At 64.5% G+C, this 24,470-nt stretch carries 22 protein-coding genes; all 22 read right to left on the bottom strand.

What is annotated here, in order from left to right; genetic code table 11:
• Positions 1 to 81 precede the first annotated feature (81 nt).
• Complete coding sequence (locus DW178_RS04000; RefSeq protein ID WP_199669237.1) at positions 82 to 1,293, bottom strand: YibE/F family protein; 1,212 nt, start codon at positions 1,291 to 1,293, stop codon at positions 82 to 84.
• A gap of 275 nt (positions 1,294 to 1,568) precedes the next feature.
• Positions 1,569 to 4,295, bottom strand: coding sequence for a pyruvate, phosphate dikinase (ppdK, locus tag DW178_RS03995; RefSeq protein WP_118349797.1), 2,727 nt, complete (start codon positions 4,293 to 4,295; stop codon positions 1,569 to 1,571).
• A gap of 47 nt (positions 4,296 to 4,342) precedes the next feature.
• The gene (locus DW178_RS03990; protein ID WP_042434477.1) at positions 4,343 to 5,236 is read right to left on the bottom strand and encodes a pyruvate, water dikinase regulatory protein; all 894 of its coding nucleotides are present in this window, start codon (positions 5,234 to 5,236) and stop codon (positions 4,343 to 4,345) included.
• A gap of 156 nt (positions 5,237 to 5,392) precedes the next feature.
• Entirely contained in the window at positions 5,393 to 7,480 is a 2,088-nt protein-coding gene (gene glyS, locus DW178_RS03985; protein ID WP_118349796.1) for a glycine--tRNA ligase subunit beta, read from the bottom strand.
• Between the two features lie 2 nt (positions 7,481 to 7,482).
• On the bottom strand, positions 7,483 to 8,433 hold the full coding sequence (gene glyQ, locus DW178_RS03980; RefSeq protein ID WP_118349795.1) for a glycine--tRNA ligase subunit alpha: 951 nt from the start codon (positions 8,431 to 8,433) through the stop codon (positions 7,483 to 7,485).
• A gap of 65 nt (positions 8,434 to 8,498) precedes the next feature.
• A complete protein-coding gene (gene lepB / locus DW178_RS03975; protein ID WP_118349794.1) occupies positions 8,499 to 9,065 on the bottom strand; it encodes a signal peptidase I in 567 nt (188 codons plus the stop codon).
• Between the two features lie 81 nt (positions 9,066 to 9,146).
• Complete coding sequence (gene trmD / locus DW178_RS03970) at positions 9,147 to 10,058, bottom strand: tRNA (guanosine(37)-N1)-methyltransferase TrmD (protein ID WP_118349793.1); 912 nt, start codon at positions 10,056 to 10,058, stop codon at positions 9,147 to 9,149.
• 15 nt (positions 10,059 to 10,073) lie between these two features.
• Positions 10,074 to 10,436, bottom strand: a complete 363-nt coding sequence (locus DW178_RS03965; RefSeq protein WP_286168498.1) for a ribosome maturation factor RimM — start codon at positions 10,434 to 10,436, stop codon at positions 10,074 to 10,076.
• 158 nt (positions 10,437 to 10,594) lie between these two features.
• A complete protein-coding gene (locus tag DW178_RS03960) occupies positions 10,595 to 10,849 on the bottom strand; it encodes a KH domain-containing protein (protein WP_042434496.1) in 255 nt (84 codons plus the stop codon).
• A 4-nt stretch (positions 10,850 to 10,853) separates the two neighbouring features.
• The gene (rpsP, locus tag DW178_RS03955) at positions 10,854 to 11,096 is read right to left on the bottom strand and encodes a 30S ribosomal protein S16 (RefSeq protein ID WP_042434499.1); all 243 of its coding nucleotides are present in this window, start codon (positions 11,094 to 11,096) and stop codon (positions 10,854 to 10,856) included.
• A 321-nt stretch (positions 11,097 to 11,417) separates the two neighbouring features.
• Entirely contained in the window at positions 11,418 to 11,924 is a 507-nt protein-coding gene (locus tag DW178_RS03950; RefSeq protein ID WP_118349791.1) for a GNAT family N-acetyltransferase, read from the bottom strand.
• Between the two features lie 272 nt (positions 11,925 to 12,196).
• Positions 12,197 to 13,609, bottom strand: coding sequence for a signal recognition particle protein (ffh, locus tag DW178_RS03945; protein ID WP_118349790.1), 1,413 nt, complete (start codon positions 13,607 to 13,609; stop codon positions 12,197 to 12,199).
• Positions 13,610 to 13,732: 123 nt separating this feature from the next.
• Positions 13,733 to 14,740: an MBL fold metallo-hydrolase gene (locus tag DW178_RS03940; RefSeq protein WP_118349789.1), complete on the bottom strand. Its 1,008-nt coding sequence runs from the start codon at positions 14,738 to 14,740 to the stop codon at positions 13,733 to 13,735.
• Positions 14,741 to 14,745: 5 nt separating this feature from the next.
• On the bottom strand, positions 14,746 to 15,669 hold the full coding sequence (gene ftsY, locus DW178_RS03935; RefSeq protein ID WP_118349788.1) for a signal recognition particle-docking protein FtsY: 924 nt from the start codon (positions 15,667 to 15,669) through the stop codon (positions 14,746 to 14,748).
• A gap of 345 nt (positions 15,670 to 16,014) precedes the next feature.
• Positions 16,015 to 19,584, bottom strand: coding sequence for a chromosome segregation protein SMC (gene smc, locus DW178_RS03930; RefSeq protein ID WP_118349787.1), 3,570 nt, complete (start codon positions 19,582 to 19,584; stop codon positions 16,015 to 16,017).
• A gap of 3 nt (positions 19,585 to 19,587) precedes the next feature.
• Positions 19,588 to 20,433 carry a ribonuclease III gene (gene rnc, locus DW178_RS03925; protein WP_118349786.1) on the bottom strand — a complete coding sequence of 282 codons (846 nt, stop codon included), beginning with the start codon at positions 20,431 to 20,433 and terminating at the stop codon, positions 19,588 to 19,590.
• 77 nt (positions 20,434 to 20,510) lie between these two features.
• Complete coding sequence (gene plsX / locus DW178_RS03920; protein ID WP_118349785.1) at positions 20,511 to 21,524, bottom strand: phosphate acyltransferase PlsX; 1,014 nt, start codon at positions 21,522 to 21,524, stop codon at positions 20,511 to 20,513.
• 125 nt (positions 21,525 to 21,649) lie between these two features.
• On the bottom strand, positions 21,650 to 21,829 hold the full coding sequence (gene rpmF, locus DW178_RS03915) for a 50S ribosomal protein L32 (protein ID WP_042434518.1): 180 nt from the start codon (positions 21,827 to 21,829) through the stop codon (positions 21,650 to 21,652).
• Positions 21,830 to 21,982: 153 nt separating this feature from the next.
• The gene (locus DW178_RS03910; RefSeq protein WP_118349784.1) at positions 21,983 to 22,543 is read right to left on the bottom strand and encodes a YceD family protein; all 561 of its coding nucleotides are present in this window, start codon (positions 22,541 to 22,543) and stop codon (positions 21,983 to 21,985) included.
• Positions 22,543 to 23,019, bottom strand: coding sequence for an ATP synthase subunit B family protein (locus tag DW178_RS03905; RefSeq protein WP_042434524.1), 477 nt, complete (start codon positions 23,017 to 23,019; stop codon positions 22,543 to 22,545). The genes DW178_RS03910 and DW178_RS03905 overlap by 1 nt, the downstream gene beginning before the upstream one ends.
• A 299-nt stretch (positions 23,020 to 23,318) precedes the next feature.
• A complete protein-coding gene (gene coaD, locus DW178_RS03900; protein ID WP_114620390.1) occupies positions 23,319 to 23,804 on the bottom strand; it encodes a pantetheine-phosphate adenylyltransferase in 486 nt (161 codons plus the stop codon).
• A 14-nt stretch (positions 23,805 to 23,818) separates the two neighbouring features.
• Positions 23,819 to 24,418: a 16S rRNA (guanine(966)-N(2))-methyltransferase RsmD gene (gene rsmD / locus DW178_RS03895; protein ID WP_118349783.1), complete on the bottom strand. Its 600-nt coding sequence runs from the start codon at positions 24,416 to 24,418 to the stop codon at positions 23,819 to 23,821.
• Between the last annotated feature and the right edge of the window lie 52 nt (positions 24,419 to 24,470).

Here is a 24,470-nt window from a genome sequence, read left to right as displayed (position 1 = left end):
CAAGTTGTGATTGTGGGAGTGAAGCGTAAGGAATCCATCAGGCGCAGGGTAATTCCTAGTACATCAATTGCAAATTCCTGATTAACTTTCACACGTAGGTAAAACGTAGGTAGCTTTCGAGCGAGTAACAAGCAGCGCCGTTACCAGCGAGACGATGGGAACCGAGGCGATGATGCCGATGGAGCCGGAAAGCCCGCGCAAAATCTCGATGCCGATAGCATACTCGTTCCAATATTCCAGATACGGCATGGCGTAAGCGTAGATGATGACCAGCGCGTTGACCGCACCGCCTGCAAACGCAAGGATAAGCGTGTGGCTCATCGTACCCATCATGTCGCGGCCAACCGTCATGCCCGAGGAAAACAGCGCCCGCCACGAAAGGCGCGGGTTTGCTGCGGCCATTTCGCAGATATGCGAGGTCACCGACATGGAGATGTCCATGATGGCGCCTAACGACGAGATGAGAATGCCCGCGAACAAAAGACCGGCCACGTCAAGCTTGCTGTTTTGACCGACATACGCAAGCGTTTCTATTTCGCTCACGTTAAGCCCCGATATATGCCCAAGCTGCCCAAACAAGCTGGCAACGCCTCCGGCAATCAAAACGCCCAGGATGGTCCCCACCACCGAGCCAAACGTTTTAACCGACCAGCCGCCAATAAGGTACATGCCCACAACGGTCACCAGCACCACCACGAGCACCGCCGACCAAAACGGCGAGGCACCGCTATACACCAGCGGCAAGAACAGAAGGAAAATGCACGCGAACGTGAACGCCAAGCCCACCGCCGACAGCGTGCCCGACTTGCCGCCCACAGCGCACAGCAGCACTAAGAACAGCCCGATGAGCCCCCAGAGCACCAACCCGCGGTCGTAGTTGTACACCGTGGCAACCAGCGCGCCGTCTTGACCCTGGTTCACCAGCACCACCACGTGAAGGCCTGGTTCGCAATACGCGCCGGAATTGTTCGAGTACGGGCTTGTCGCCTCAACCTGATTGCCCGCGAACTGGCCGTCGGTGATGGTAAGCAGCACGCGCTGATTGCCCTGCATTTCCCCTGAATCGCTTAGGCCCACGTCGCTTGTAAGGACCTCGTCAACGGTAGCCTTCGCAAACTGGCTGCCGCCAGTCGGGCGCAACGGAACGCGCTCGATGCCCGCATTAAGCCAGAGCACACACCCGGCAAACGCCACAAGCATCAGCATGAACGCAGCAGCGAAAATCCGTGAACGCTTGCTGTGACCTTTGTGTGCGTCAGCGCGCACCTTTGCCGTTGCCTGCTTTGCATCCATGTTCGCTCCTTGTTCGTCTTTTGATACGGAGCTGACCCTATCGGCCAAGAGGCGGCGGAACAAGCCAGGTCACAAGGTATCCAGCGCAATTTTGCCCGTCCCTTACGGCAAGGTAACAGGCGCCTGATGCCCAAGAGAGAATGTATCCCGCGCGCATGGAACGCAAAAAGTTAGGGAGTCAGAACCCTACGGAGACATTGGCTCGTGCGTACAAAAAAGGGAGCCCCCGTATGGAGGCTCCCTCGAAACGCTTGCCTTGCTGGCTTTTGCTGGCCTTACTGGGCCTTCTTGGCCTCGATGGCTGCCTGGCCGGCGGCCAGACGGGCCAGCGGCACGCGGTAGGGGCTGCAGGACACGTAGTCAAGGCCGATGGCATTGAACGTGTGAATGGAGTCCGGATCGCCGCCGTGCTCGCCGCACACGCCGCAGGTCAGGTCGGGGTTGCCCTGGTGACCCAGCTCGACGCCCATCTTCACCAGCTTGGCAACGCCGGGGTCGACCGTGGCGAACGGGTTGAAGGGCAGCAGACGCTCCTGCAGGTACTGCGGGATGAACTCGGCCTCGACGTCGTCGCGGCTGAAGCCGAACGTCGTCTGGGTGAGGTCGTTGGTACCGAAGGAGAAGAAGTCGGCCTTCGTGGCGATCTCATCGGCGGTGACGGCAGCACGCGGCAGTTCGATCATGGTGCCGATCTGAATGTTAAGCTCGACACCCTGCTCGGCGGCAACCTCGGCGATGGTCTGCTCGGCGACCTCGCGCAGCTTGGCCAGCTCGGGAACCACGGACACCAGCGGGATCATAATCTCGGGCTTGGGGTCCAGGCCCTCCTTCTTCAGCTGGGCGGCGGCGGTTGCGATGGCGCGCACCTGCATCACAGGGAGGATGGGGTACACGATGCCCAGGCGGCAGCCACGAAGACCCAGCATGGGGTTGGCCTCTGCCATGGCGTCGATCTGCTCCATGAGGGCGCGCTTCTCGGCGATGACGCCCTTGTCGCCGCCGGTGGCCTCGAGGCGGGCGATCTCGACGTCGAGGGCACGCGGGCTCTCCAGGAACTCATGCAGCGGCGGATCGAGCAGGCGCACGATGACCGGCAGGCCGTCCATGGCCTTGAACATGCCGTAGAAGTCGCCCGTCTGAGCCTCGAACAGCTGGTCGACGGCCTTCTGGCGGACATCCTCGTCGTCGTTGAGGATGAAGGTCTGGATGATCTGCTTGCGATCGCCCAGGAACATGTGCTCGGTACGGCACAGGCCGATGCCCTGCGCACCGAAGTCGCGGGACAGCTGTGCGTCCTCGGGGTTGTCGGCGTTGGCGCGCACACCCAGGGTGCGGAACTCGTCGGCCCATTCCAGGATGGTGTCCAAGTCGCCGGTGAGCTCGGGAAGCACCAGCTCGACGGCGCCGAGCACCACAATGCCGGTGGTGCCGTCCAGCGAGATCATGTCGCCTTCCTTGATGACGACATCGGTGCCGGAGACAACGGCCTGCTTCTTCTCAGCGTCGATCTTGAGAGCCTCGACGCCGCACACGCACGGGGCGCCCATGCCGCGGGCGATAACGGCAGCATGGGAGGTCTTGCCGCCATGGCTGGTCAGGATGCCCTCGGCGGCGATCATGCCGGCCAGGTCGTCGGGGTTGGTCTCCCAGCGGACGAGCACGCACTTGCGGCCGGCCTCTGCGGCGGCCACGGCGTCGGCAGCGGAGAACACGGCCTCGCCGACGGCAGCGCCCGGGGAGGCGTTCAGGCCGCGGGCCAGCACGTCGTACTCGGCGTTCTTGTCGAACTGCGGGTGCAGCAGCTGGTCGAGCTGCTCGGGCTCGACGCGCATGACGGCCTCCTCCTTGGAGATGAGGCCCTCCTTCTCCATCTCGATGGCGATGTGCAGCGCGGCGGCGGCGGTGCGCTTGCCGACGCGGGTCTGCAGCATGTACAGCTTGCCCTGCTCGATGGTGAACTCGATGTCGCACATGTCGCGGAAGTGGTTCTCGAGGACGACGAAGATCTCCTCGAGCTGCTTGCCGGCCTCTTCAAGGCCCTCGACGTGCTTCAGCTCGGCGATGGGGCTGGTGTTGCGGATGCCGGCCACGACGTCCTCGCCCTGGGCGTTGACCAGGTAGTCGCCGTAGAACTCCTTCTGGCCGTTAGCGGGGTTGCGCGTGAACGCGACGCCGGTGGCCGAGGAGTTGCCCTTGTTGCCGAACACCATGGACTGCACGTTGACGGCGGTGCCCAGGTCATCGGCGATCTTGTTCTTCTTGCGATACAGGACGGCGCGGGGGTTGTTCCAGCTGCCGAACACGGCCTCGATGGCCAGCTTGAGCTGCACCATGGGGTCCTGCGGGAAGGCGACGACGCCATCGACCAGCAGGCTGGGATACTCGACGCCGGAGACGTTCTCGGAGAAGATCTTCTTGAACTCGGCCACGAGCTCCTGCAGGTCCTCTGCGGTCAGGTCGGTGTCGGAAGCGGCGTTGCGGCTGTTCTTCATGACGTTGATGGCGTTCTCGAACAGATCGCCGTCCAAGCCCATGACCACGTTGGAGAACATCTGGATGAAGCGGCGATAGGAGTCCCATGCGAAGCGCGGGTTCTCCGTCTGCTTGATCAGGCCGTTGATGGACTGATCGTTCAGGCCCAGGTTCAAAACCGTGTCCATCATGCCCGGCATGGACATGGGAGCGCCGGAGCGCACGGAGACCAGCAGCGGGTCCTCGGCGTCGCCGATCTTCTTGCCGATGCGCTTTTCCAGGTCAAGACGATACTCGTGAATGGTGTCGAGCGCGCCCTCGGGCCAGGTGTTGTCTGCGTTGGCATACTCCATGCAGGTTTGGCACGTGATGGTGAATCCCGGAGGCACCGGCAGGCCGATGTTGGCCATTTCGGCCAGGTTGGCGCCTTTGCCGCCAAGGATGGCCTTCATATTGGTGTTGCCCTCGGTGACGTTGTTGCCCTCGGCGTCCTTGCCGAAAGCGTACACACGCTTGACTTCTGCAGTCACTTTCTTACTCCTAACGTAAGGTCGTCCGAAAACGGGACTTAGTTCAATCAGGACCGTATTACTATATCAGCACCTTGCGGGTGAGCCCGTTCGTAGTACCGCAAAATCTCTTGAGCGGTTTCCTCAACGGCGCGATTTTCGGTGTGAATGACGATGGCCCCCAGTTTTCGCATGAGCGCGCGGGCGCGTTCGAGGTCCTCGTAGACGTATTCGGGGTCGGCATATTGCGATGCGGCCACGGCTGCGTTGCCCAAGCGGCGCTGCCGGATCCCCACCAAAACATCGGCGGTGGTCATCAAGCCGAACAGGCGCGTGCGGTCCACCTCGTACACCTCCTTCGGGGGCTCGGTGGACGGGTCGAGCGGGATGTTGGAGACCTTGTAGCCCTGCTGCGCCAGGTAGATGGAGGTAGGCGTCTTCGACGAGCGCGACACGCCGAGCAGCACGATGTCGGCCTGAGACATCTCCTGCGGGTTGCGGCCGTCGTCGTGGGCGATGGTGAACTCGATGGCCTCGATGCGGCGGAAGTAATGCTGGTCGGCAACGTGCAGGCCGCCGGGGCGCTTCGAAGGGGTCTGCCCCGACAGCTTGGCGATGGCGTTCATGGCGTCGGTCATAAGGTCGACCGCCACCACGTTGGGCAGGCTCTCGCAATAATCCGACAGGCTACGGCGCAGATCGCCGTCGACGAGCGTGTAGAAGATGAGCAGGTTCTCGTCGCCTTTCAGGCGCTTGTGCAGCTGGCCGTGCTCGGCGATGAACTGCTTGACCTCCTCGAACGAGCGCACATGCGGAAGCACCTCGATGTTGGGGTTCGTGACGCCGAACTGGGCGGCTGCGGCGCGGGCCAAGGCCTGTGCGGTAAGCCCCACCGAGTCGCTGACGACATGGATGGTGGGCAGCGGCGTGGTGTTCTCGTGCACGATGAACTCGCCTTGCATGGGCGTCCTCCTTGCAGACGGTGTCTTGCGGGTATGGAAAAGGGGCGGCAGGCCGTATAGGCCGCCGCCCCTTGAAGTGTACACGCTTTCGCGTTGCGGGGCGCGCGAGGTTGCCCTCGCCTCCCCTTCGCTACCGGTTGAAAACGGTAACCGACACTATTTGGACTTCGCCATCTTGCCGAAGTCGGCCACGTTGGCGAACACAGCCACGAAGCGGTTGAGCAGGCGCAGGCGGTTATCGCGCAGGGCCGCGTCCTCGTCCATAACCATGACGTCGGCGAAGAAGCCGTCGATGGGCGCGCGCAGGGCGGCCAGCTGGGACAGCGCGGCTGCGAAGTCGTCGGATGCAAGCGCGGAGGCCACGGCCTGCTCGGCGGTTGCCACGGCGCCCGCGAGGGCGCGCTCAGGTTCGGTGAGCAGAGCCTCGTCCACGTCCTCGCCCAGCTCGGGCTTGCGCAGGTTGTTCGCACGGGCGTAAGCCGTTGCCAGGTTGTCGAACGCCTCCGCATCGTTGGCGCGGGCATCCTCGAGCGCATGGGCGCGCTGGCTGATGACGGCCGGCTCCTCCACGCCCGCGGCCAGCACGGCGTCGATGGTGTCGGCGCTGATGCCGGCATCGCGCAGCATGACCTTGGTGCGAGTGACGAAGAAGTCCACCACCTCGGCGCGCACGGCTGCCGCATCGAAGGCAACGCCCTGGTCGGCGAAGCTGGCAAGCGACTCGTCGATGGCGGCGGCAAGCGAGATGGGCAGGCCAGCCTCGAGCATGTTCACGATGCCGATGGCGCTACGGCGCAGCGCGAACGGGTCGGAAGAGCCGGTGGGACCCTGGCCGACCGCGAACAGGCCGCAGATGGTGTCGAGCTTGTCGGCCAAGGCGACCAGCTTGCCCACCGTGGTGTCGGGCAGCGCATCGCCGGCGAAGCGCGGCTGATAGTGCTGGCCGATGGCCTGGGCGACCTGCGGCGTTTCCCCGGAGGCGGCGGCGTAGTAGCTGCCCATGACGCCCTGCACGCTGGTGAACTCGATGACGGCGTTGGTGACCAGGTCGGCCTTGCACAGGCGCGCGGCACGCTTCGCATCGGCGGCGTCGGCGGCGTCAAGCTGCGCGTCGGCGGAAAGGGCGCAGGCCAGCTTCTCCAAACGCTCGGCCTTCTGGCGAACCGTGCCCAGCGACTCCTGGAACACCACCTTGTCGAGTTTCTCGATATAGGACTCCAGCGGGTGCTTGAGGTCCTCCTCGTAGAAGAACTTCGCGTCGTCGAGACGGGCGCGCACCACGCGCTCGTTGCCGTCGATGATGGTGGCTGCGCATTCAGGGTTGCCGTTGGACACGATGATGAACTTATTCGTCAGCTTGCCTGCCGCATCGTAGAGCGGGAAGTAGCGCTGATGCATGAGCATGGCGTCGACGATGATCTCCTCGGGCACCTGCAAAAACTCCTCGTCGAAGGTGGAGACGAGCGGCTGCGGGTACTCGGACAGGTTGACCACCTCGAGCAGCGTCTTCGCGGGGAGGTCGGCGGTGAAGCCGGTTTCAGACTCGATGGCGGCCACGCCCTCGCGGATGATGCGCTCGCGCTCGGCCTGCGTGGGGATCACGAAGGCGGCGCGGATGACGTCGAGCAGGTTCGCGGCGGTATCCACTGTGTGCTTGCCGGGAGCCAGCACGCGATGGCCCATGGTGAAGTTAGAGGACTCGGCGCCGGCGAAGCTGACGGGCAGGACGACCTCGTCGAGCATGGCCACGATCCAGCGCACCGGGCGAACGAAGTACTCGCGATACGCGGCCCAGCGGCAGGAGCGGGGCCACTTGACAGCGGTGATGAAGCCCGCCAGCACATCGGGCAGCAGGTCGGCCACGGGCGTTGCCGGGATGTTCTTGGTGGCGAACACGTACTCGGTGCCGTTGACCTCGCGACGCTCGAGGCTCTCGGGATCGAGGCCCTTGCCACGGGCGAAGCCGATGGCCGCCTTGGTGGGGTTGCCGTCGGCGTCGAAGGCGATCTTGGCCGCAGGGCCCTTGTACTCCTCGACGAGCGCCTCGGTGGCGTCGGCCACGCCGTAGGCCATGACGATCAGGCGGCGGGGGCTGGAGTGGATCTCGATGGAATCGTAGGGGATGCGCGCATCGGCAAACGCCGCGGGCACCATCTTCTCAAGCTGCTTGTTGGCGGAATCGAGGTCGAACGCGGGGATCTCCTCCACGCCGATCTCGAACGCGAGAGTGTGCTTATCGGCCATGGTTACTCCCCTTTCCCGTTCTGAACGTCCTGATCGTCGCCGACGACGGTGGCGATGTAGGAGGCGCAGCACTCCTTGACCATGGAGCGCACGCGCAGGATGTAGGCCATGCGCTCGGTTGCGGAGATGACGCCTCGGGCGTCGAGCAGGTTGAACGTATGGCAGCACTTCAACACCCAGTCATAGGCGGGCAGCGGCAGGTTGTGCTCCAGGCACAGGCCGGCCTCGCGCTCATACTGGTTGAAAGCCTCGAACAAAAACTCGGTGTTGCCCACCTCGAAGTTGTACGTGGAGAATTCGCGCTCGTTCTCCAGGTACACGTCGCCGTAGGTGAACTCCACGCCGTCGTCGCCGCGGGCCCAGATGATGTCGTAGACGCTGTCGACGCCCTGGATGTACATGGTCAAGCGCTCAAGGCCGTACGCGATCTCCACGGGCACGGGGGCGCACTCGAAACCGCCAACCTGCTGGAAGTAGGTGAACTGCGTGACCTCCATGCCGTTGAGCCACACCTCCCAGCCAAGGCCCCATGCGCCGAGCGTGGGAGACTCCCAGTCGTCCTCGACGAAGCGCACGTCATGCTTGTCCGGATCGATGCCGATGGCGCGGAGGCTGCCCAGGTACAGGTCCTGGATGTTGTCCGGGCTGGGCTTCATGAGCACCTGGAACTGGTAGTAGTACTGCAGGCGGTTGGGGTTCTCGCCGTAGCGGCCGTCGGTGGGACGGCGGCAACCCTGCACGTAGCAGGTGCGCCACGTGTCGGGGCCCAACGAGCGCAGCGTGGTGGCGGTGTGGTTGGTGCCAGCGCCCACGGCGCCGTCGTAAGGCTGCAAAACGACGCAGCCCTGGGCGGCCCAGTAGTGCTGCAGATTCATGACGATGTCCTGGAACGTGGGCGGCTGCGAGCCGGCACATCCCGTTGTCGCGTTCGCGGCGAAGGTTTCGGTTGACATGGTTCTCCTTGTCTGGTTCCGCTGGTCCTTGCTTGCCTACTTGAAAACTGTCGGACGACGCGCCCCTACTCCAGCAAGCCGAAGTCGGGCACGGGCCAATATACCAGCACGCCCCTGCCCGTTACCGAGCTTGCGGGGACCGCGCCGAAGTATCGCGAATCCTGTGAGTTGGTGCGATTGTCGCCCATCACCCAGATGCAACCGGAAGGAACGGTGTACGGGAAGGTGATGGTGGAATTGGTGAGCGGCAGCGTGGGCTTGCCGTGGGTGTAGGGTTCCGTTTGAGCCTCGCCGTCAATGTAAAGGAAGCCGTCGCCGTCGATGTCGATGGTCTGGCCGGCGGTGGCTATGCAGCGCTTGATGAGCGTGCGACCCGGGATCTCGGGATCGGAAAACGTGACGATGTCGCCGGGTTGCGGGTCGCGGAAATAGTAGCTGACCTTTTCGGCGAACACCATGTCGCCGGTCATGATGGTCTCCTCCATGGAGCCGGAGGGAATCTCGTAAGCGGTGAAGACGTACGTGCGCAGCGCCCAGGAAAGCCCCAGGACGAATGCGATCATGATGAGAAGGCTCACGAATGAGCGCAGTATTCCGCCCTTTTCCCCCGTGGCGTGCTGACCTGCGGCCATGATGTCGTACGTTTCCTTTCTACAGGGCCCGCGCAAGCGGCGCCCGATAAGCGCTTAGCTGCCTATGATACCGCGCTGCGGCTACCGCTGCCCTTCGGTCGATAAAGATTGCAGAAATGCCCGGTCGACATCGGGCAGCTCCATGCCATCGAGCAGGTCGGGGCGCAACCGCAAGGTGCGCTCGAGGCTTTGCTCGCGGCGCCACCGGTCGACCGCACCGTGGTTGCCGGACAGCAGAACCGCCGGCACCTCCATGCCGTTGAAGCTGGCAGGGCGCGTGTACTGGGGGTATTCCAACAAGCCGTCGGCGAAGCTTTCGCCCAAGGCGCCCGTTTCGGCGCCCAGGACGCCGGGAAGCTTGCGCACCACGGCGTCGATGACCACCATGGACGCCAGCTCGCCGCTGGTGAGCACGTAATCGCCCAGCGAGATGACCTCGTCGGCCAACGTGTAGGCACGCTCGTCGACACCCTCGTAGTGGCCGCAAATGAACAGCAGGCGGTCCTGCTTGGCAAGCTCGCAGGCGCACGCGTCGTCGAAACGGCGGCCCTGCGGCGCCAGGAAGATGGTGTAGGGCTTGGAAGCCGCCCGATCGGCAGCGACGGAGACGTCGCTAAGCGTTTGCTCGGCAGCGGCGGAAGCAGAGCCTTCGCCGGGCGCCTGACCGGCACCGAAGCTGTCGCCGGGTATCTGGCCGGCAACGTCGGAAGCGCCCTCCCCCTGGGCCGGTTCGGCAGGCGCTGCAATAGAACCCTTGCCCGTTGCTGCGCACAGCGATTCGTAAGCTTCGAAGATGGGAGCGCACTTCATGACCAGGCCGTCACCACCGCCGTAGGGCTCGTCGTCGGTGGTGCGATGGCGGTCGTGCGTCCAATCGCGCAGGTCGTACGCCTTGAAATCCAGGATGCCCTTTTCCTGGGCGATGCGCATCATGGAAGCGCCCATGACGGATTCGTACATATCGGGAAACGTGGACAACGTTTCGATGATCATGGGTACCTCCACAGGTTACAGATCGAGCAGGCCTTGCGGCACGTTGACGTATATGCAGCGCGTCTGCTCATCCACCCCTTCGAGAAACTCGTCCACAACGGGAATGAGCACGGGGCCTTCCTGGCCCTCGCGCGCAACTTCCAGCAGATGCTGGCCGGGCATTTCGTTGATGGCCACGGCGGTGCCGATGGTGCCGGCTTCGGCGTCCACCACCGTGAAGCCCTCGATGCCGCCTTCCTGCAGCTCGAGCACGTCATCGGGAAGGTCTTCCCGGCGCGCAAGAACATAGCAGCCCACCAGGGCATCTGCCTGGTTGGCATCGACGACGGTATCGAAGAACACCGTAGCGCCGCCCCGGGCCTCGGGACGGACTTCCACCACGGTGCCTTGACGCGGAACATCGATCGCCGGAGGCACGAAAGCGCAAAAGAGGCCTTCTTCAAGCAAAAAAGGGAGACCCGCCACGCTACGCGCGACGAGCCCTCCCTTCAAGTGCTTAGCTTTCGTGAATTCGGCTACGCGAACCCAAGCGCCCATTAATCGAGCAGCTCCACGTCGACATGGGTGTTCGTGGAAGAAGCCGCGGCACGCGCAAGCGTGCGGATGGCCTTAATCACGCGGCCCTGACGGCCGATGACCTTGCCCGCGTCCTCCTCGTTGACACGAACTTCGACGAAGATGGAGCCATCTTCGGTTTCGCGCGCATCGATGACCAAGTCGTCCGGGTTATCGATGAGCGGACGGATCACGGACTCTACGAGCCCAGCGATTTCCTCGGTCTGCGCTGCCATAAGCTTACGCCTGCTCGCGGAACTTCTTGATGAGGGCGGCAACCGTGTCGGTGGGCTGAGCGCCGTTGGCCAGCCACTTGTCGCACTTCTCCAGGTCGATCTTGATCATTGCGGGCTCGGTCAGCGGGTTGTAACGGCCGATGTCGTCGATGAACTTGCCGTCGCGCGGGCAACGGGCATCGGCAACGACGATACGGTAGTACGGACGCTTCTTGGCGCCGTGACGGGCCAGGCGAATCTTAACCATGAAGAGTAACTCCTTCTTGTTCTTACTTGAATCCTCTTTGCCAGCCCGCAAAAAAGCGCGCAGCAAAACAGCAGTTGTTTATGATAAGGCGAAACGCCTCGATTGACAAGCCTTCGGTTCGGTTATCACCAGGCGTTCACGAATAAAGCGGACAAATGGAGTGTCGCGAGAGGTGCCCGAAAGCCCCCTAGCAACCGCGAGCCGCAACTTCTAACGAACCGGATCGCTTGCGCTCGTGGCAACCTTGCGATTGCCGGCGAAGGGAGTCTGCATTCCCCACGCCTCTCGAACCTCTAAACCCGACCGGGCGGTCAGTCAGCCTCAGCAGGGCTGGGCAGTGTCGAGCGTGTCGATGTAGTAAACGAACATGTCCTCATAGCCGCCGAGACCGTCGATGAAGCCACCGGGGATCATGCCGACCTTCGTGAAGCCCATGGACTCGTACAGGTGCTGGGCAGCCTCGTTGGAGGCGACCACGGCGTTGAACTGCAGGCCGCGGAAACCCTTTTTGCCGCAGGTCTCGATGCAGTTCTCCACCAGCTTACGGCCAAGGCCGAGGCCGCGCGAGGCGGATGCCACGGCGAAGCTGGCGTTGGCGATGTGCGCGCAGCGCCCGATGCCGTTGGGATGCAGGATGTACATGCCGAAGATGATGCCGTTCACATCGGCCACCATGGTGGCGGTCTGAGCGGAGAAGAACTCGTCGGCGTTCTGCTCGGTCAGCGGCGTGACCTGCGGGAACGCATCGCCCGCTTCCACAACCTCGTTCCAGATGCGCACCATGGCCTTGATATCGTCTGCGGTGTACGGACGGATCTGCAGCTCCATTGGTTTCCCCTTTCGTTTTCAGACGCTCCCCTGTTGCGCCTGCCAAGTATCAGTTTCGCACATTACGCCAAGCCCTGCGCTTGTCGCAGGGGCAAGCGCTTCTGGCGCCGGCGTCCCGGCAAAGCCGGCAAGGACGCCGACAAAGCATCGCGAGCACGGGCCTTATGCGCCACGCCCGCGAAGCCGATGATGGAATGCGGTGTGCCGCAGCCTTGCGAGGTACCGGCAACCGCATTGTCGAGCGGCTCCAGCAACCGTCACGCGGACCGGTGCTATTTGATGTCGCCCATCATATCCTGGATCTTCTTTAGGTCCGACATCTTCATGCCGCCCATGCCCGGGATGCCGCGGGGGCGCTTACCCTTCTTGCCGCGCTTGCCCTTGCCGCCCATCTCCTCGACGGCCGGCATCATGCGCTTCATCATCTTCTTCGTCTCATTGAACTTCTTCATGAGCTGGTTGACCTCGGTGACAGACACGCCGGCGCCGGCGGCGATGCGAGCGCGGCGGCTGCCGTTGAGCAGGTCGGGCCTCTCGCGCTCGGCCTTGGTCATGGAGTTGATGATGACCTCCATGCGATCGAGCGCGCCCTCGTCGACCTGGCCCTGGCCTAAGGCCTTGTCGCCGCCGGGAAGGGCGCTGATGAGCTTGGAGACGCCGCCCATCTTGCGGATCTGGCGGTTCATGGTGACGAAGTCGTTGAGCGTGAGCTGACTTTTCATGAGACGCTCGGTCTCGGCCTGCTCCTCTTCCTGCTGCTGGACCTTCACCGCCGACTCGATGAGGCTGAGCATGTCGCCCATGCCCAGGATGCGGCGGGCCATGCGGTCGGGATGGAACTCCTCGAGCGAATCAGGCTTCTCGCCGGCGCTGATGAACTTGATGGGCTTGCCCGTGACCTCGCGGATGGAAAGCGCGCCGCCGCCGCGGGCGTCGCCGTCCATCTTCGACATGATGACGCCGTCGAAATCGACGCGCTCGGAGAAGGCAGCGGCCACATTGACCACGTCCTGGCCGGTCATGGCGTCGACGACCATGAGGATCTGATCGGGCTTGACGGCCGACTTGATGGCCTGGGCCTCTTCCATCATCTGCTCGTCGACGTGCAATCGGCCCGCCGTGTCGACGATGACCACGTCGCGCAGGTTGTCGATAGCATCCTGCACGCCGCCCTTGGCGATGGACACCGGGTCCTTGCCGTCGCCACGGAACACGCGCACGCCGATCTCGTTGCCGAGCGTTTCCAGCTGATCGGCTGCAGCGGGACGGTAGACGTCGCAGGCGGCCAGCAGCGGGCTATGGCCTTCCTGCTTCAGACGGTACGCCAGCTTGGCGGCCGCAGTGGTTTTACCGGAGCCCTGCAGGCCCACGAGCATGATGACGTTGGGGATGCGGCTGGAGAGCACCAGCTTGCTATCGGTGCGGCCGAGCAGCTCGGTGAGCTCGTCGGTGACGATCTTGATGACGTTTTGCGTCGGGGACAGGGAGTCGAGCACCTCGGCATCAAGGCAGCGCTCCTTCGTGCGCGCCACGAACTGCTTGACCACCTTGAAGTTGACGTCGGCTTCGAGCATGGCCATGCGCACCTCGCGCATGGCGGAGTTGATGTCGTCCTCGGTCAGGCGGCCCTTGCCGCGCAGGCCCGAGAAGATGCCTTGCAGGCGATCGGAAAGGTTATCGAACATGAGCGCCTCTTCTTGCGTGTCGCGTATGCTTACAATCTTTTGGATTATAGCCGATGGACGGCGGGCGGAAACCTTCGGCCGGTAAAACAGCGAAGCGAGCCCATAAGGGCCCGCTTCGAGCGATTAGCGCACGGATTCGTAGAGCAGGATCCCGTCTCCGCAGTCCTTGGCGACGATCCCGCCGGTGTCCACGAGGTGCTTGAGATAGACGATGCCCTGGGTGAGCATGATGTAGCGCTGCATGATGGGGATGTCCTCCCAGTCGTCGAAGGGCACGTTCCACCTGATGGCGCGGATGATCTGATACCCCGACAAGCGCGGGTTGCGCGCGACGATGCCGCGCACCTCGTCAAGGCGCTTCAAGTGATGCTGGGCCAGCCAATCAAGGCGCTGCTCGAAATCGGGGCGGATGGGGCCGTGCGAATGGAACAGCTGCGAGATATGCAGGTCCTGCACGCGCTTGATGCTGTCAAGATATGCCTGCAGCCCGTCGCCTTCGCGCGGGAACAGCGCGATGGAGGGGCTGATGACGAACAGCGCGTGGTCGCCGCCGAACAGGATGCGGCTTTGCGGCTCGAACAGCGACAGATGTCCAGGCGTGTGGCCGGGCGTCTCCACGACCTGCAGCTCGTAGCGACCCACCGTAACCGTTTCGCCTCCGCGCACGAAAGCCGTCCGCAGGCGCTGCGGGTCGAACAGGGGCTGCTCGATACCCAGGCGCGCAGCCGTGGTGGCGTCGGACAGCGCCACGCCCTGCTGGCGATACGTCCGCGTGAGCGCATCGACGAACACGCCGGTGCGCGTGACGCGCGCCTCGCCCAGCTCGACGCCGCCCACGAACAGCGGCGCGCCCTCGGGGACCACGCGGTCGATCAGGCCGGCATGGTCCAGGTGGAAGTGCGTAAGGAACCACTTGGCGCGGCCGCGGTCCACGCCCAGCTCGTCGAGGGCGTCCGACAGCACCTTCGCGCCCTCATCGGAAGGCGCGCCGGTATCCACCACAAGCGCTTCGCCCTGGTCCATGATGACGTAGCAATTGGTGGCGGAGGTGGAGATGTTCTCGAAGGGCACCTGCACAAGATACACGTCGGGCGCGTGGAACACCTGTTCGATGCAAGCCGAGGTATCCATGGCGGTTAGGCTTGGCGCTGATCGAACGCGCCGACAAGAGCGCGAGCGAAATCATGGGCATCGAAGTCGCGCAGGTCGTCAAGGCCCTCGCCCACGCCGATCTTGATGATGGGCAGCTCAAGCTCGTGGCTGACGGCAAGCGCGATGCCGCCCTTGGCCGTGCCGTCGAGCTTCGTGACGATAAGCGCGTCAAGCTCGAGCTCGCGGTTGAACTCGCGCGCCTGCTGCAAGCCGTTCTGACCGGTGGTGGCGTCGATGACGAGCACGGTGTAGACGGGCAGCTTCGAGCGCTTGCGCACCACGTTGACGACCTTCGCCAGCTCGCGCATGAGGTCTGCCGAGGTGTGAAGGCGCCCGGCGGTGTCGATGAGCACCAGGTCGGCGTCTTCGGCCTCAGCGCGCTCGATGGTGTCGTAGCACACGCTTGCCGGATCGGCGCCGCGCTCACGCGTGACCATCTCCACGTCGGCTCGGTTCGCCCACACCTCGAGCTGCTCGATGGCGGCGGCGCGGAACGTGTCGGCGCTGCCCAAGATGACCTTGCGGCCGGCGTCGTGCGCTTCCTTGGACAGCTTGCCCACCGTGGTGGTCTTGCCCGTGCCGTTGATGCCCACGAACAGCACGCACGCCGGCTCGCCGCCGAGGATCTCCTGACCGCCTTCGGTGAAGGTGTCGGCGATCTGGTCGTTGAGCATGTCGAGCACGGCATAGGCATCGGGAAGCGCCTTGCGCGTGGCCTGGTCGCGCAGGTTCTCAACGATGTCGCACGCCGCCGCGCCGCCGATGTCGGCCAGGATGAGCGTTTCCTCCAGGCCGTCCCAGAACTCCTCATCCAGGTCGGGACCGCGATCGAGAAGGACGTTCATCTCCTCCTTGAACTTGTCGCGCGAACGTTGCAGCCCTTGGCTGATGCGGTCGAAAAATCCCATGTTGCTCCCCTTGTATCGCAAACCGTCGCATAGTGCGCGGCGCCTTGCGCCGCCATTACCCGACGGCGCGCCCGCAAGCGAGCCCAAGCCTAACGGACCGTCGATCGCACCACGCGTTTCTTTTCGGAAAGAAGTATACCCCGCCGCAGCGGACAAGGCATCCCAGGCAGCAGGCGAACATGAATTACACGGGGAACGTACGGCGGTTACCGGTTGCAACCGGTAACCGCTCGGCGCAAGTCGCCAACGTAAAGCGTCTTTCGGCCCTCAACGCCACAGGCGATCGCATCAACCCCCGCACCGAATGCCACGACCTGGCAGGGGGGCGGCCGTCAAGCCCCTTCCCTATTCCGCGTACTTCAGGGCGTGATCGAGCTTCTGGCTGATCACCTTGGTGACGCCGTCGGATTGCATGGACACGCCGAACAGCACGTCGGACATCTCCATGGTGCGCCGCTGGTGCGTGATCATGATGAGCTGCGTGTCGTTGCGGATGGACTGCAGATACGCCGTGAGCCTGCGCAGGTTGCTGTCGTCGAGCGCCGCCTCAACCTCGTCGAGGATGTAGAACGGCGCGCTGCGGATGCGGTAGACCGCGAACAGCAGCGCAAGCGCCGTGAGCGACTTCTCGCCACCGGACATGAGCATCATCTTCGTGATGCGCTTGCCCGCCGGCTGCGCGCTGACCTCCACGCCGGTGTTCTCCAGGTCGTCGGGGTCGGTGAGGATGAGCTCGGCCGAGCCGCCCGGGAACAAGGTAGCGAAGATGCTGCGGAAGTTGTCGTTGACCGCATTGAACGTGCTGACGAAATCGTCTTTCATGCGCGCATCGATGACGCGGACGATCTTGGCAAGGCTGCGGCGCGCGCCGTCTAAGTCTGCCAGCTGGGCCGCCAGGTAATCGTAGCGGCTGCGCAGCTGCTCGTACTCCTGGGCAGCATCGGGGTTGATGGCGCCCATGTTGGCGATGCGGCGGCGTAGCTTGAACGCGTTCTCCTCGGCGGCGCCGCGGTCGTCAAGCTCGGGCAACGCGAGCGCCGTCTCAAGCGGTACGCCCATATCCTGCACGATGGAGTTGACGGCAGCGTCGACGCGCACCTCCAGCCTGCCCTTCTCCACACGGGCGGCCGACAGGCGCGCGTTGATGTCGTCGTAGGCGTCATGGGCGGCCTTGGCCTGCTCGCGCGCGGCGGTGACCTGCGCATGCAGCCCGGCAGAGGAATCTTGCGCCTGTTGGGCCCGCTGCTCAAGGTTGTGCGTCCAGCGACGGGCGCTTGCGGTGAGCTCCTCGAACACCGCCAGAAGCGGCGCGATGCGGCGCTGCGCCACGATCTTGCGCGCCAGCTGGTTTTTCAGCTCGTCCTCGGCGGCGTCCACCGCGGCCACGTCGCGGCCGCGGGCATCCACGATTCGCGCGGTATAGGTATCGCGTTCGCGCAGCGTGGCAGCCGAGAGCTTGGCCTCCGAAAGGCCGTCGCGCAGCTGCGCCGCCTCCTTGCGAAGCGGCACCACCTTGGCTTCAAGCTCCTCGGTGCGCACGGCACGGGCTTGGGCCGCTTGCGCAAACTCGGCCAGCTGCGCCTCAAGCTTGTCGACGTTGGGGCGCGCCTCGGCGACCGTCTTATCCGCCTGCTGGCGCTGGCGCTCCACATCGGCGAACTCGCGGCGCGTGGACGCGAGCGCATCGGCGGCGCGCTTTGCCTCGGCCGACGCCGCCTGTGCAGCGCCTCGGCGCTCGGCCAGCTGCTGGGAGAACTGCAGGCTTTCGGCCTGGGCGGCACGCAACGCCTCCTCGGCTTGGCGCTCCATCTGTTCGGCTTCCTTGTGCTGTTCGGATGCGACGCGAAGCGAAGCGCGCAGCTCGTCGAGTTGACGCGCGCGGGCCAAGGCGCCCTCGGCGCCGGCGTCCACCGTTCCCACCGTGAGCTTGCCGCTGGGCCAAGCGATACATCCATCGGCCGACACGAAGCGCACAGGGGCAGCCGAGCGATCTTGCATGCGCGCCGCCTGAGCCTGACGCGCCGCCTCGAAGGTTTCGCACACCACCACGTCGCCGAGCAGGGCCTCCACCGTGGACGCTGCCTGCTCGGGGTATTCCAGCATGTCCACAAGCGCCGTACCGCCGAAAGCCTGCGCGGCCTGGCGCGCGGAGGCGCCGGAGCGCATGCCGCCGGCGGGAAGCAGCGACACTTGGCCGCCACGGCCGCTTTCCAGCACGCTGCCCGCAAGGCCCGCCGCCGCATCGACCGAAGGGGCCATGAGCGCCTCGGCATCGCCGGAGAGCAGATGCTCGACAAGCGCCTCGAAGCCCTGCGGTGCGCGCAGGGCGCGGGCCAGCGGCTCGAGCTGCTGGCCCGATATGCGCGCATGCTCCATGAGCCATGCGCGGGCAGGCCCGGCTGCGGCCGATGCGCGCTCAACCTCCTCGAGCGCGGAAATGCGGCTTTCGAGCGAGGTGGCCCGGCGATGCGCCTCATCGAGCGCGGCACGGGCGGCATCGCGCTCTTTAATGGCCGCGGCGACGGCGCCGCGCGCCTGCGATTCGGCCTGCTGGGCATCATCGAGCGAGCGCTGGGCGGAAGCACGGGCGTCCTCGAGCTTTTGAGCCTGCTCCTCAGCGTGGCCGAGCGCCAGCTCGAGCTCCTTGGCGCGCCCTTCCACCAGCTTGGCATGGGCCAAGCCGTTGGCAAGCGCCTCCTGCGTTTGCGACAGACGGCGCCGCGCGTCCTCGGAAGCGCGATCGTCGGCGCGGCCCTGGCGCTTGAGCTGATCGAGCTCGTCTTCTACGCTGCGGCGGGCCTGGGCGTTCTCACGGCGGGAGGCGTCAAGGCGCTCGACGGCGGCCTGCGCGGCTGCCAGGTCACGACGCACCGCCTCGAGCTGTGCCGTCGCCTGCTCGCGCTCGGCAACGGCCTCGGCGCGCTTGGCGCGGCCCGACTCCAGCTTCACGCGCACATCAGCCTCGAGGCCCTGTGCGCCGCGGCGCTTCTCATGCAACAGCAGCACGGCGCCGTCGAAGCGCTCGACTGTCGACGACGCACGCTGATAGCTGCGCGACAGGTCGCCTGCATTCTGAGTTTGCTTGCGGATCTGCTCCTGCAACGCCTCGGCGGCGGCTTCGGCCGTGGAAATGTCCTGATGACGGGCCTGAAGGTCTTCCACCAGCTGATGCTCGCCGGCGCAAGCCTCATCCCAGCTTTGACGCAGGCAACGCAGGTCGTCCACGGCCAGCGCCAAGCTGACGTCGGTAAGCTGCCCGGAGAGCTCTTGGTAAGCGCGGGCCTTCTTCGCCTTGCGCTCGAGCGGTCCGAGCTGGCGGCCCACCTCGCCCGCCACATCGCGCACGCGCGCGAACGTGGCATCCATGGCGGCCAGCTTGCGCTCGCTTTTCGCCTTGCGCTGCTTGTGCTTGAGCACGCCGGCGGCCTCCTCGATGAGCGCGCGGCGGTCCTCGGGCTTGGATTGCAGGATGGAGTCCAAGCTGCCCTGGCCGATGATCGAATGCGTGCCGGTGCCCAGACCGGAATCGTGCAGGATGTCGAGCACGTCCATGCGGCGCGCCACGCTGCCGTTGATGAGATACTCGCTTTCGCCGCTTCGATACATGCGTCGCGTGATGGAAACCTCGTTGAAGTCGACCGGCAGCTTGCCATCGGAGTTGTCGAGCACCAGCTCAACCTCGGCAAGGCCCGTGGCCTTTCGGGCCGACGAGCCTGCGAAGATGACGTCTTCCATAGCCTGGCCGCGCAGGTGCTTGGCGTTGCGCTCGCCAAGCACCCACAGCACGGCATCGGAGATATTGGATTTGCCGGAGCCGTTCGGACCCACCACGGCGGTGATGCCCGGCTCCAAGGAAAGCGCGCTTCTGTCGGCGAACGACTTGAAGCCCTTGAGCACGAGCGACTTCAAGTACATGTGCTAGCCCTGTTTCATGCTCTTATGCAGCTCGCGCTCATGCTTCTTGCGCGCCTTCTCCTCGGCACGGGCCGCAGCCTTGTCTGCCTTGGCCCGCTTGGCCGCGGCGGCCTTCTCGGCGCGGGCCTGCTCGTCCATGCCCAAACCGAAAAACTCGCCGAGACGCGACAGCGTGGACTTCGCCGCCTGGCTTTCCGCTTCCTTCTTCGTGCGGCCCGTTCCGCGCGCCAGACCCTGATTGCCTGCGAACACCTGCGCCACGAACGTGCGGTCATGCGGCGGTCCCTGCGTTTCCACCAGCTTATAGGTGGGCGTGATGCCGTCTTCCTGCAGGCGCTCCTGCAGCGCGCTTTTGGGGTTCTCCGGCTCGAGCGCCATGTCCTCGGACATGCGCGGGATAAGCGTGCGATAAATGAAATCGCGCGCCGCCTCCACGCCGCCGTCCAGGTACAACGCTGCCACCACGGCCTCGTAGACGTTTTCGAGCGCGGAATGCAGGCCGCGCTTGCCCGTGCCCGTTTCCGAGGAGCCGAACACGATGATGTCGGCGAAGCCAAGGCCCGACGCCACATCGGACAGGCTTGCGCCCGACACGAGCGCCACCTTGATGCGCGTCAGACCGCCTTCGTCGAGCTCATGGAAGCGCTCGAACGCGACGTCGGCGACGATGGCGCCCAAGATGGAGTCGCCCAGAAACTCCAGGCGCTCGTAGGAATACTTCACTGCACGGCCTTCGGTGGCCGATGGGTGCGTGATGGCGGACAAGATGAGCTGCTTGTTGGAAAACGAGTAGCCCAGAACCTCCTCCGCCCTCTGCAATTTTGAGGCTTGTTCTTCTGTAAAGGTCATGCAACCTCCGAAACCGGTATGAATGAGAATCGATGATGATACGACCATACCGCATAAAGCGGCTGGTCCCTATGGCGTTACTTGATTGTATCCGAGCCGTTTCCAGCCTGGGCCATGTGCTGAATTATTTCAGAAACGCCCTGGCGCACCACGCGCGCCGTGGTGAGCACGCCGTTTTCGATGGCCACCGCGCCCGAGCTTCCATGTCCGACGATGCAGGCGCCTTTCACGCCGAGAAGCGGGGCGCCGCCGTAGGTGTCGGGCGACACCTGGCTTTTCAAGCCCTTCAGACCGTCTTTGACGCACAGGGCGCCGATCTTGCCCTTCGTGGTGGACATCATGGCGTCCTTGATGGCGCTGAACAGCACCTTCGAGGCGCCCTCGATGGTCTTCAGGCACACGTTGCCGGTGAACCCGTCGGTGACCACCACTTCGTACTGCGCGCCGAGCACATCGCGGCCCTCGCAGTTCCCGGCGAAGTTGGTCAGGCGCTTGGCCATGAGCTGGTTGGCCTCCTGGGCAAGCGCGTTGCCCTTGGTGTCCTCCTCGCCGATGTTGAGAAGCGCGGCTTTGGGCGACTCGTAGCCCAAGATCTTCTGCGCATACACGCTGCCCATCTGGGCGAACTGCACCAGGTACTCGGGCTTGCAATCGGCGTTGGCGCCGACGTCGCACAGCACGATGGGGCGGACGGGGCTTGGCACGACCGTGGCCAAACACGGGCGCGAGATGCCCTTGATGCGTCCCATGACCAGCGTGGCGGCCGCCAAGCATGCGCCCGTGGAGCCGGCGGAGAAGAAACCCTGGGCCTGGCCTTCCTTGACCAGGCGGCAGCCCACCACGATGGAGCTGTCCTTCTTCTTGCGCACGGCTTGCGCGGGGTGCTCGGCCATCTCGATGACCTCGGCGGCAACCTGTGCGCGGCAGCGGGCATGCTGCGCGGCGAACGGCTCGACCACGTCGGCGGGACCGCAAAGCACCACGGTAAGCCCCTCGTCGGCGGCAAGCGCCGCCGCCACGCCCTCGAGCACGACCTCGGGAGCGTTGTCGCCGCCCATGGCATCCACTGCGATGGTGACGTTGTCTGTCATGTTGACACCCTTTCCCTAGCAGGCGTTGCGCGCCGAGCGGTCGGCGCTGCTAAACGCAAGAAAGCCTCTCTGCGCCAATGGCGCCGCAGAGAGGCTTCAAGTTGCAATTGCACGCTGTGACGGCGTTACTCCGTCTCGATGACCTCGCGGTTCTTGTAGAAGCCGCAGTTCGGGCACACGCGGTGGGGAAGCTTAGCCTCGCCGCACTGCGGGCACACGGAACGGGAAGGGGCTGCGATCTTGTCGTTGGCGCTACGACGTGCATGAGTGCGGGCGCGGCCCATTTTTTGCTTAGGTACTGCCATGATCTATCTCCTTGCTTTATGTCGGGCGCGCGTGGCGCTCGCTCGTTCGCTTGGTAAACACGCGAAGCGATATACTACCAAAGTGTTCCTGCGCATGCAAGTGCCTGTTCGCCAGGCGCACACAAACCCATGCAGGTTCCATAATCCGGGCAGTTACTCGCCCAGATCAAGGTCCTTCAACGCGGCGAAGGGGCTGACGCGGCCGTCGGACATGCGCGGCAGGCCGTCATCGGGCTGAGCGGAGCATGCGCACGGCCCCTCATTGAGGTTGGCGCCGCACTGCGCGCACAAGCCGGCGCAGTCCTCTCGGCACAGGGGCACGAGCGGAGCCTCCACCAGAAGCGCGGCGATGATGAGCGGCTCCAAATCGAGGATCTTGTCGGCGCCGAGCACCTCGAACTCGTCGTCGTCCATGTCCTCGGGAGCCGGACCGTCCTCGGAGAGCAGGAAGTAGCCTTCCACTTCCCCGTTGAGGTCCACCTGGAAGTCATCCAGGCAGCGTGCGCACGCGACCGTTGCCGTGCCGCGGGCGCTGCCCATGACCAGAAGCGCGTCACCGGTGTTGGTGACGGTGACGTTCCAATCCACGGGCTGCGAGAACGTATAGGTATCAGGACCCGCCTCAAGCGCCCCTAAGGCAAGCTGCCCTGCAAAAGAGGAGCTCTCCGTGGTAACGAAGAGCTCCGGCGGGACCTCGAACTTCACGGCGTCCATTATTGGCGACCCTGCGCCATGGCGTTGGCGTTGAGACGGTCGCGGCAACGGCGCACGTTGTTGAGCAGCGTATCGAGGCTTTGCTCGACGTGGCCGAACACCTCGTCTGCGTAGTCTTCCGCACCGGCGCGCGTCTGGCGCTCGAGCTCGCGCGCATCGGCGACCAGCTGGTCGGCCTGCTGCTGGGAGATACGCACGATCTCCTGCTCGGAGGCGATGGTCATCGCCTGGCTGCGCGCATCCTCGATCATGCGGTTGGCCTCGGCCTCGGCATCATCGAGCAGGCTTTGACGCTCGCGCACGATCTGGCGCGACTGCGAGAACTCGCTGGGGAACGTGTCGCGGATCTCATCCATGATCTCGAAAGCTGCAGCGATATCCACCTGGCGCAGGTTGCCCTTGCCGAACACCGGCTTAGAGTCCTCAAGCAGAATCGAGAGCTCTTCCAAAAGCCCCAGAACCCCTGTTTCGTCCATGATGATCCTTCCACCCAGGCTTGCTGCGTTTGAAAACTGCGTTTAGGCACACGGGCATAAGGCCACGCATGCAGATAAGCATGATAGCATGCCGCCCGCCGCTTGCGCCTGAAGAACAAAGCATGCACATACGATGCGCCTCGCCCGAGCACGGGCGAGGCGCATCCAACCTGCACAAGCGCGCGACGGAGGCAAGCGTATCGCCTACCCGGATCCGGACGGGCGGCAACGCCCCTACGCAGGACGGCGCCACGGCAGATCTTCGCCCGCCGGCGAAAGAGCCGGCAGACGCATCCGCTCTACTGCAAGTTCGCGTACTTCTTCTTAAGCGCCTCGTAGACGCACGGGGGCACGAACTGCTGGATATCCCCGCCCATCTTCGAGATCTCCCGCACGATGGAGCTGGACAGGTACATGTACTGCGGCGGGGACATGATGAACAGCGTTTCCAGCTGCGGGGAGAGTTGGTAGTTCATGGCCGTCATCTGGAACTCGTACTCGAAGTCGGTGATGGCTCGCAGGCCTTTGACCACCACGGTGGCGTCAAGCTCCTTGGCGAAATCGACGAGCAGGCCCTTGAAGGGCTCCACGCGCACGTTGGGCAGATGCGCGGTGGCCTGACGGACCAGCTCGACGCGCTCCTCGAGCGTGAACAGGGGGCCTTTCTTCTGGGAATCGGCGACGGCGACCACCACCTCGTCCACCAGTTGGGAGGCGCGGGCGATGACGTCGAGATGCCCCGAGGTGATGGGGTCGAACGTGCCGGGGGTCAATGCGCGTTTCATGACGCTGCTCCTTCTTAGTCGTTATCGGACGCGGCGCGCTCGCCGGCGCGCAGCACGTCCACGGTAGTATCGCCGTACTTCTTGCGGGATGCAAGCTCGAAGCCCAGCTCGGCGGCGGCCAGGGCGGACGCATCGTTGCCGGCAAGCGAATGCTCGTAGACCACGATGGCGTCGGGGGCGGCCACGCCGCGCTCCACCAAACCCGCCACCATGCCTAGCACCGCCATGGCGTCGTAGGCATAGGGAGGGTCCAGGAAGATCAGGTCGAACGGCGGGCGGGCGAACTGCGGGGCGCGCTCGATGACGTCGGCGCGCGTGACGGTGGCGCGGGCCGGCTCGAGGCCCAGATTCGCCACGTTCTTCTGCACGACCTTCGCCGCCTCGGGAGCGCACTCGTAGAACACCGCGCGAGCTGCGCCGCGCGACAGGGCCTCCAGGCCGAGCGCGCCCGACCCGGCGAACGCGTCGAGCACCACGGCGTCCTCGAAGCCGCCGCGCTGGCTGAACACGGCGCTCATGAGCGATTCGCGCACGCGGTCGGTGGTGGGACGGGTGCCGTCGCCCTTAGGTGCGGCCAGCGTTCGACCGCGGAACTGACCTGCGATGATCCTCATACCTACCTCCTACTATCTTCTTATCGCGTTTTGACTGTTTCAATCGAACCAT

The organism is Eggerthella sp. AM16-19, assembly GCF_003474385.1.
Taxonomy (GTDB): Bacteria; Actinomycetota; Coriobacteriia; order Coriobacteriales; family Eggerthellaceae; genus Senegalimassilia.
The sequence above is the reverse complement of the archived record's forward strand: the minus strand, read 5'-3'. Positions and strand labels throughout refer to the sequence as shown.

Coding starts and splice junctions, on each gene's coding strand:
- smc (WP_118349787.1), bottom strand. CDS start 19,584: ATGTACTTGAAGTCGCTCGTGCTCAAGGGCTTCAAGTCGTTCGCCGAC.
- DW178_RS04000 (WP_199669237.1), bottom strand. CDS start 1,293: ATGGATGCAAAGCAGGCAACGGCAAAGGTGCGCGCTGACGCACACAAA.
- plsX (WP_118349785.1), bottom strand. CDS start 21,524: ATGACAGACAACGTCACCATCGCAGTGGATGCCATGGGCGGCGACAAC.
- glyS (WP_118349796.1), bottom strand. CDS start 7,480: ATGGCCGATAAGCACACTCTCGCGTTCGAGATCGGCGTGGAGGAGATC.
- ftsY (WP_118349788.1), bottom strand. CDS start 15,669: ATGGGATTTTTCGACCGCATCAGCCAAGGGCTGCAACGTTCGCGCGAC.
- DW178_RS03940 (WP_118349789.1), bottom strand. CDS start 14,740: ATGGATACCTCGGCTTGCATCGAACAGGTGTTCCACGCGCCCGACGTG.
- DW178_RS03960 (WP_042434496.1), bottom strand. CDS start 10,849: ATGGCAGCGCAGACCGAGGAAATCGCTGGGCTCGTAGAGTCCGTGATC.
- DW178_RS03910 (WP_118349784.1), bottom strand. CDS start 22,543: ATGGACGCCGTGAAGTTCGAGGTCCCGCCGGAGCTCTTCGTTACCACG.
- trmD (WP_118349793.1), bottom strand. CDS start 10,058: ATGATCATCGAAACGTTGTCCACGTTTCCCGATATGTACGAATCCGTC.
- coaD (WP_114620390.1), bottom strand. CDS start 23,804: ATGAAACGCGCATTGACCCCCGGCACGTTCGACCCCATCACCTCGGGG.
- glyQ (WP_118349795.1), bottom strand. CDS start 8,433: ATGTCAACCGAAACCTTCGCCGCGAACGCGACAACGGGATGTGCCGGC.
- DW178_RS03950 (WP_118349791.1), bottom strand. CDS start 11,924: ATGGAGCTGCAGATCCGTCCGTACACCGCAGACGATATCAAGGCCATG.
- rsmD (WP_118349783.1), bottom strand. CDS start 24,418: ATGAGGATCATCGCAGGTCAGTTCCGCGGTCGAACGCTGGCCGCACCT.
- rpmF (WP_042434518.1), bottom strand. CDS start 21,829: ATGGCAGTACCTAAGCAAAAAATGGGCCGCGCCCGCACTCATGCACGT.
- ffh (WP_118349790.1), bottom strand. CDS start 13,609: ATGTTCGATAACCTTTCCGATCGCCTGCAAGGCATCTTCTCGGGCCTG.
- rnc (WP_118349786.1), bottom strand. CDS start 20,433: ATGACCTTTACAGAAGAACAAGCCTCAAAATTGCAGAGGGCGGAGGAG.
- DW178_RS03990 (WP_042434477.1), bottom strand. CDS start 5,236: ATGCAAGGCGAGTTCATCGTGCACGAGAACACCACGCCGCTGCCCACC.
- rpsP (WP_042434499.1), bottom strand. CDS start 11,096: ATGGTTAAGATTCGCCTGGCCCGTCACGGCGCCAAGAAGCGTCCGTAC.
- lepB (WP_118349794.1), bottom strand. CDS start 9,065: ATGGCCGCAGGTCAGCACGCCACGGGGGAAAAGGGCGGAATACTGCGC.
- DW178_RS03905 (WP_042434524.1), bottom strand. CDS start 23,019: ATGGACGAAACAGGGGTTCTGGGGCTTTTGGAAGAGCTCTCGATTCTG.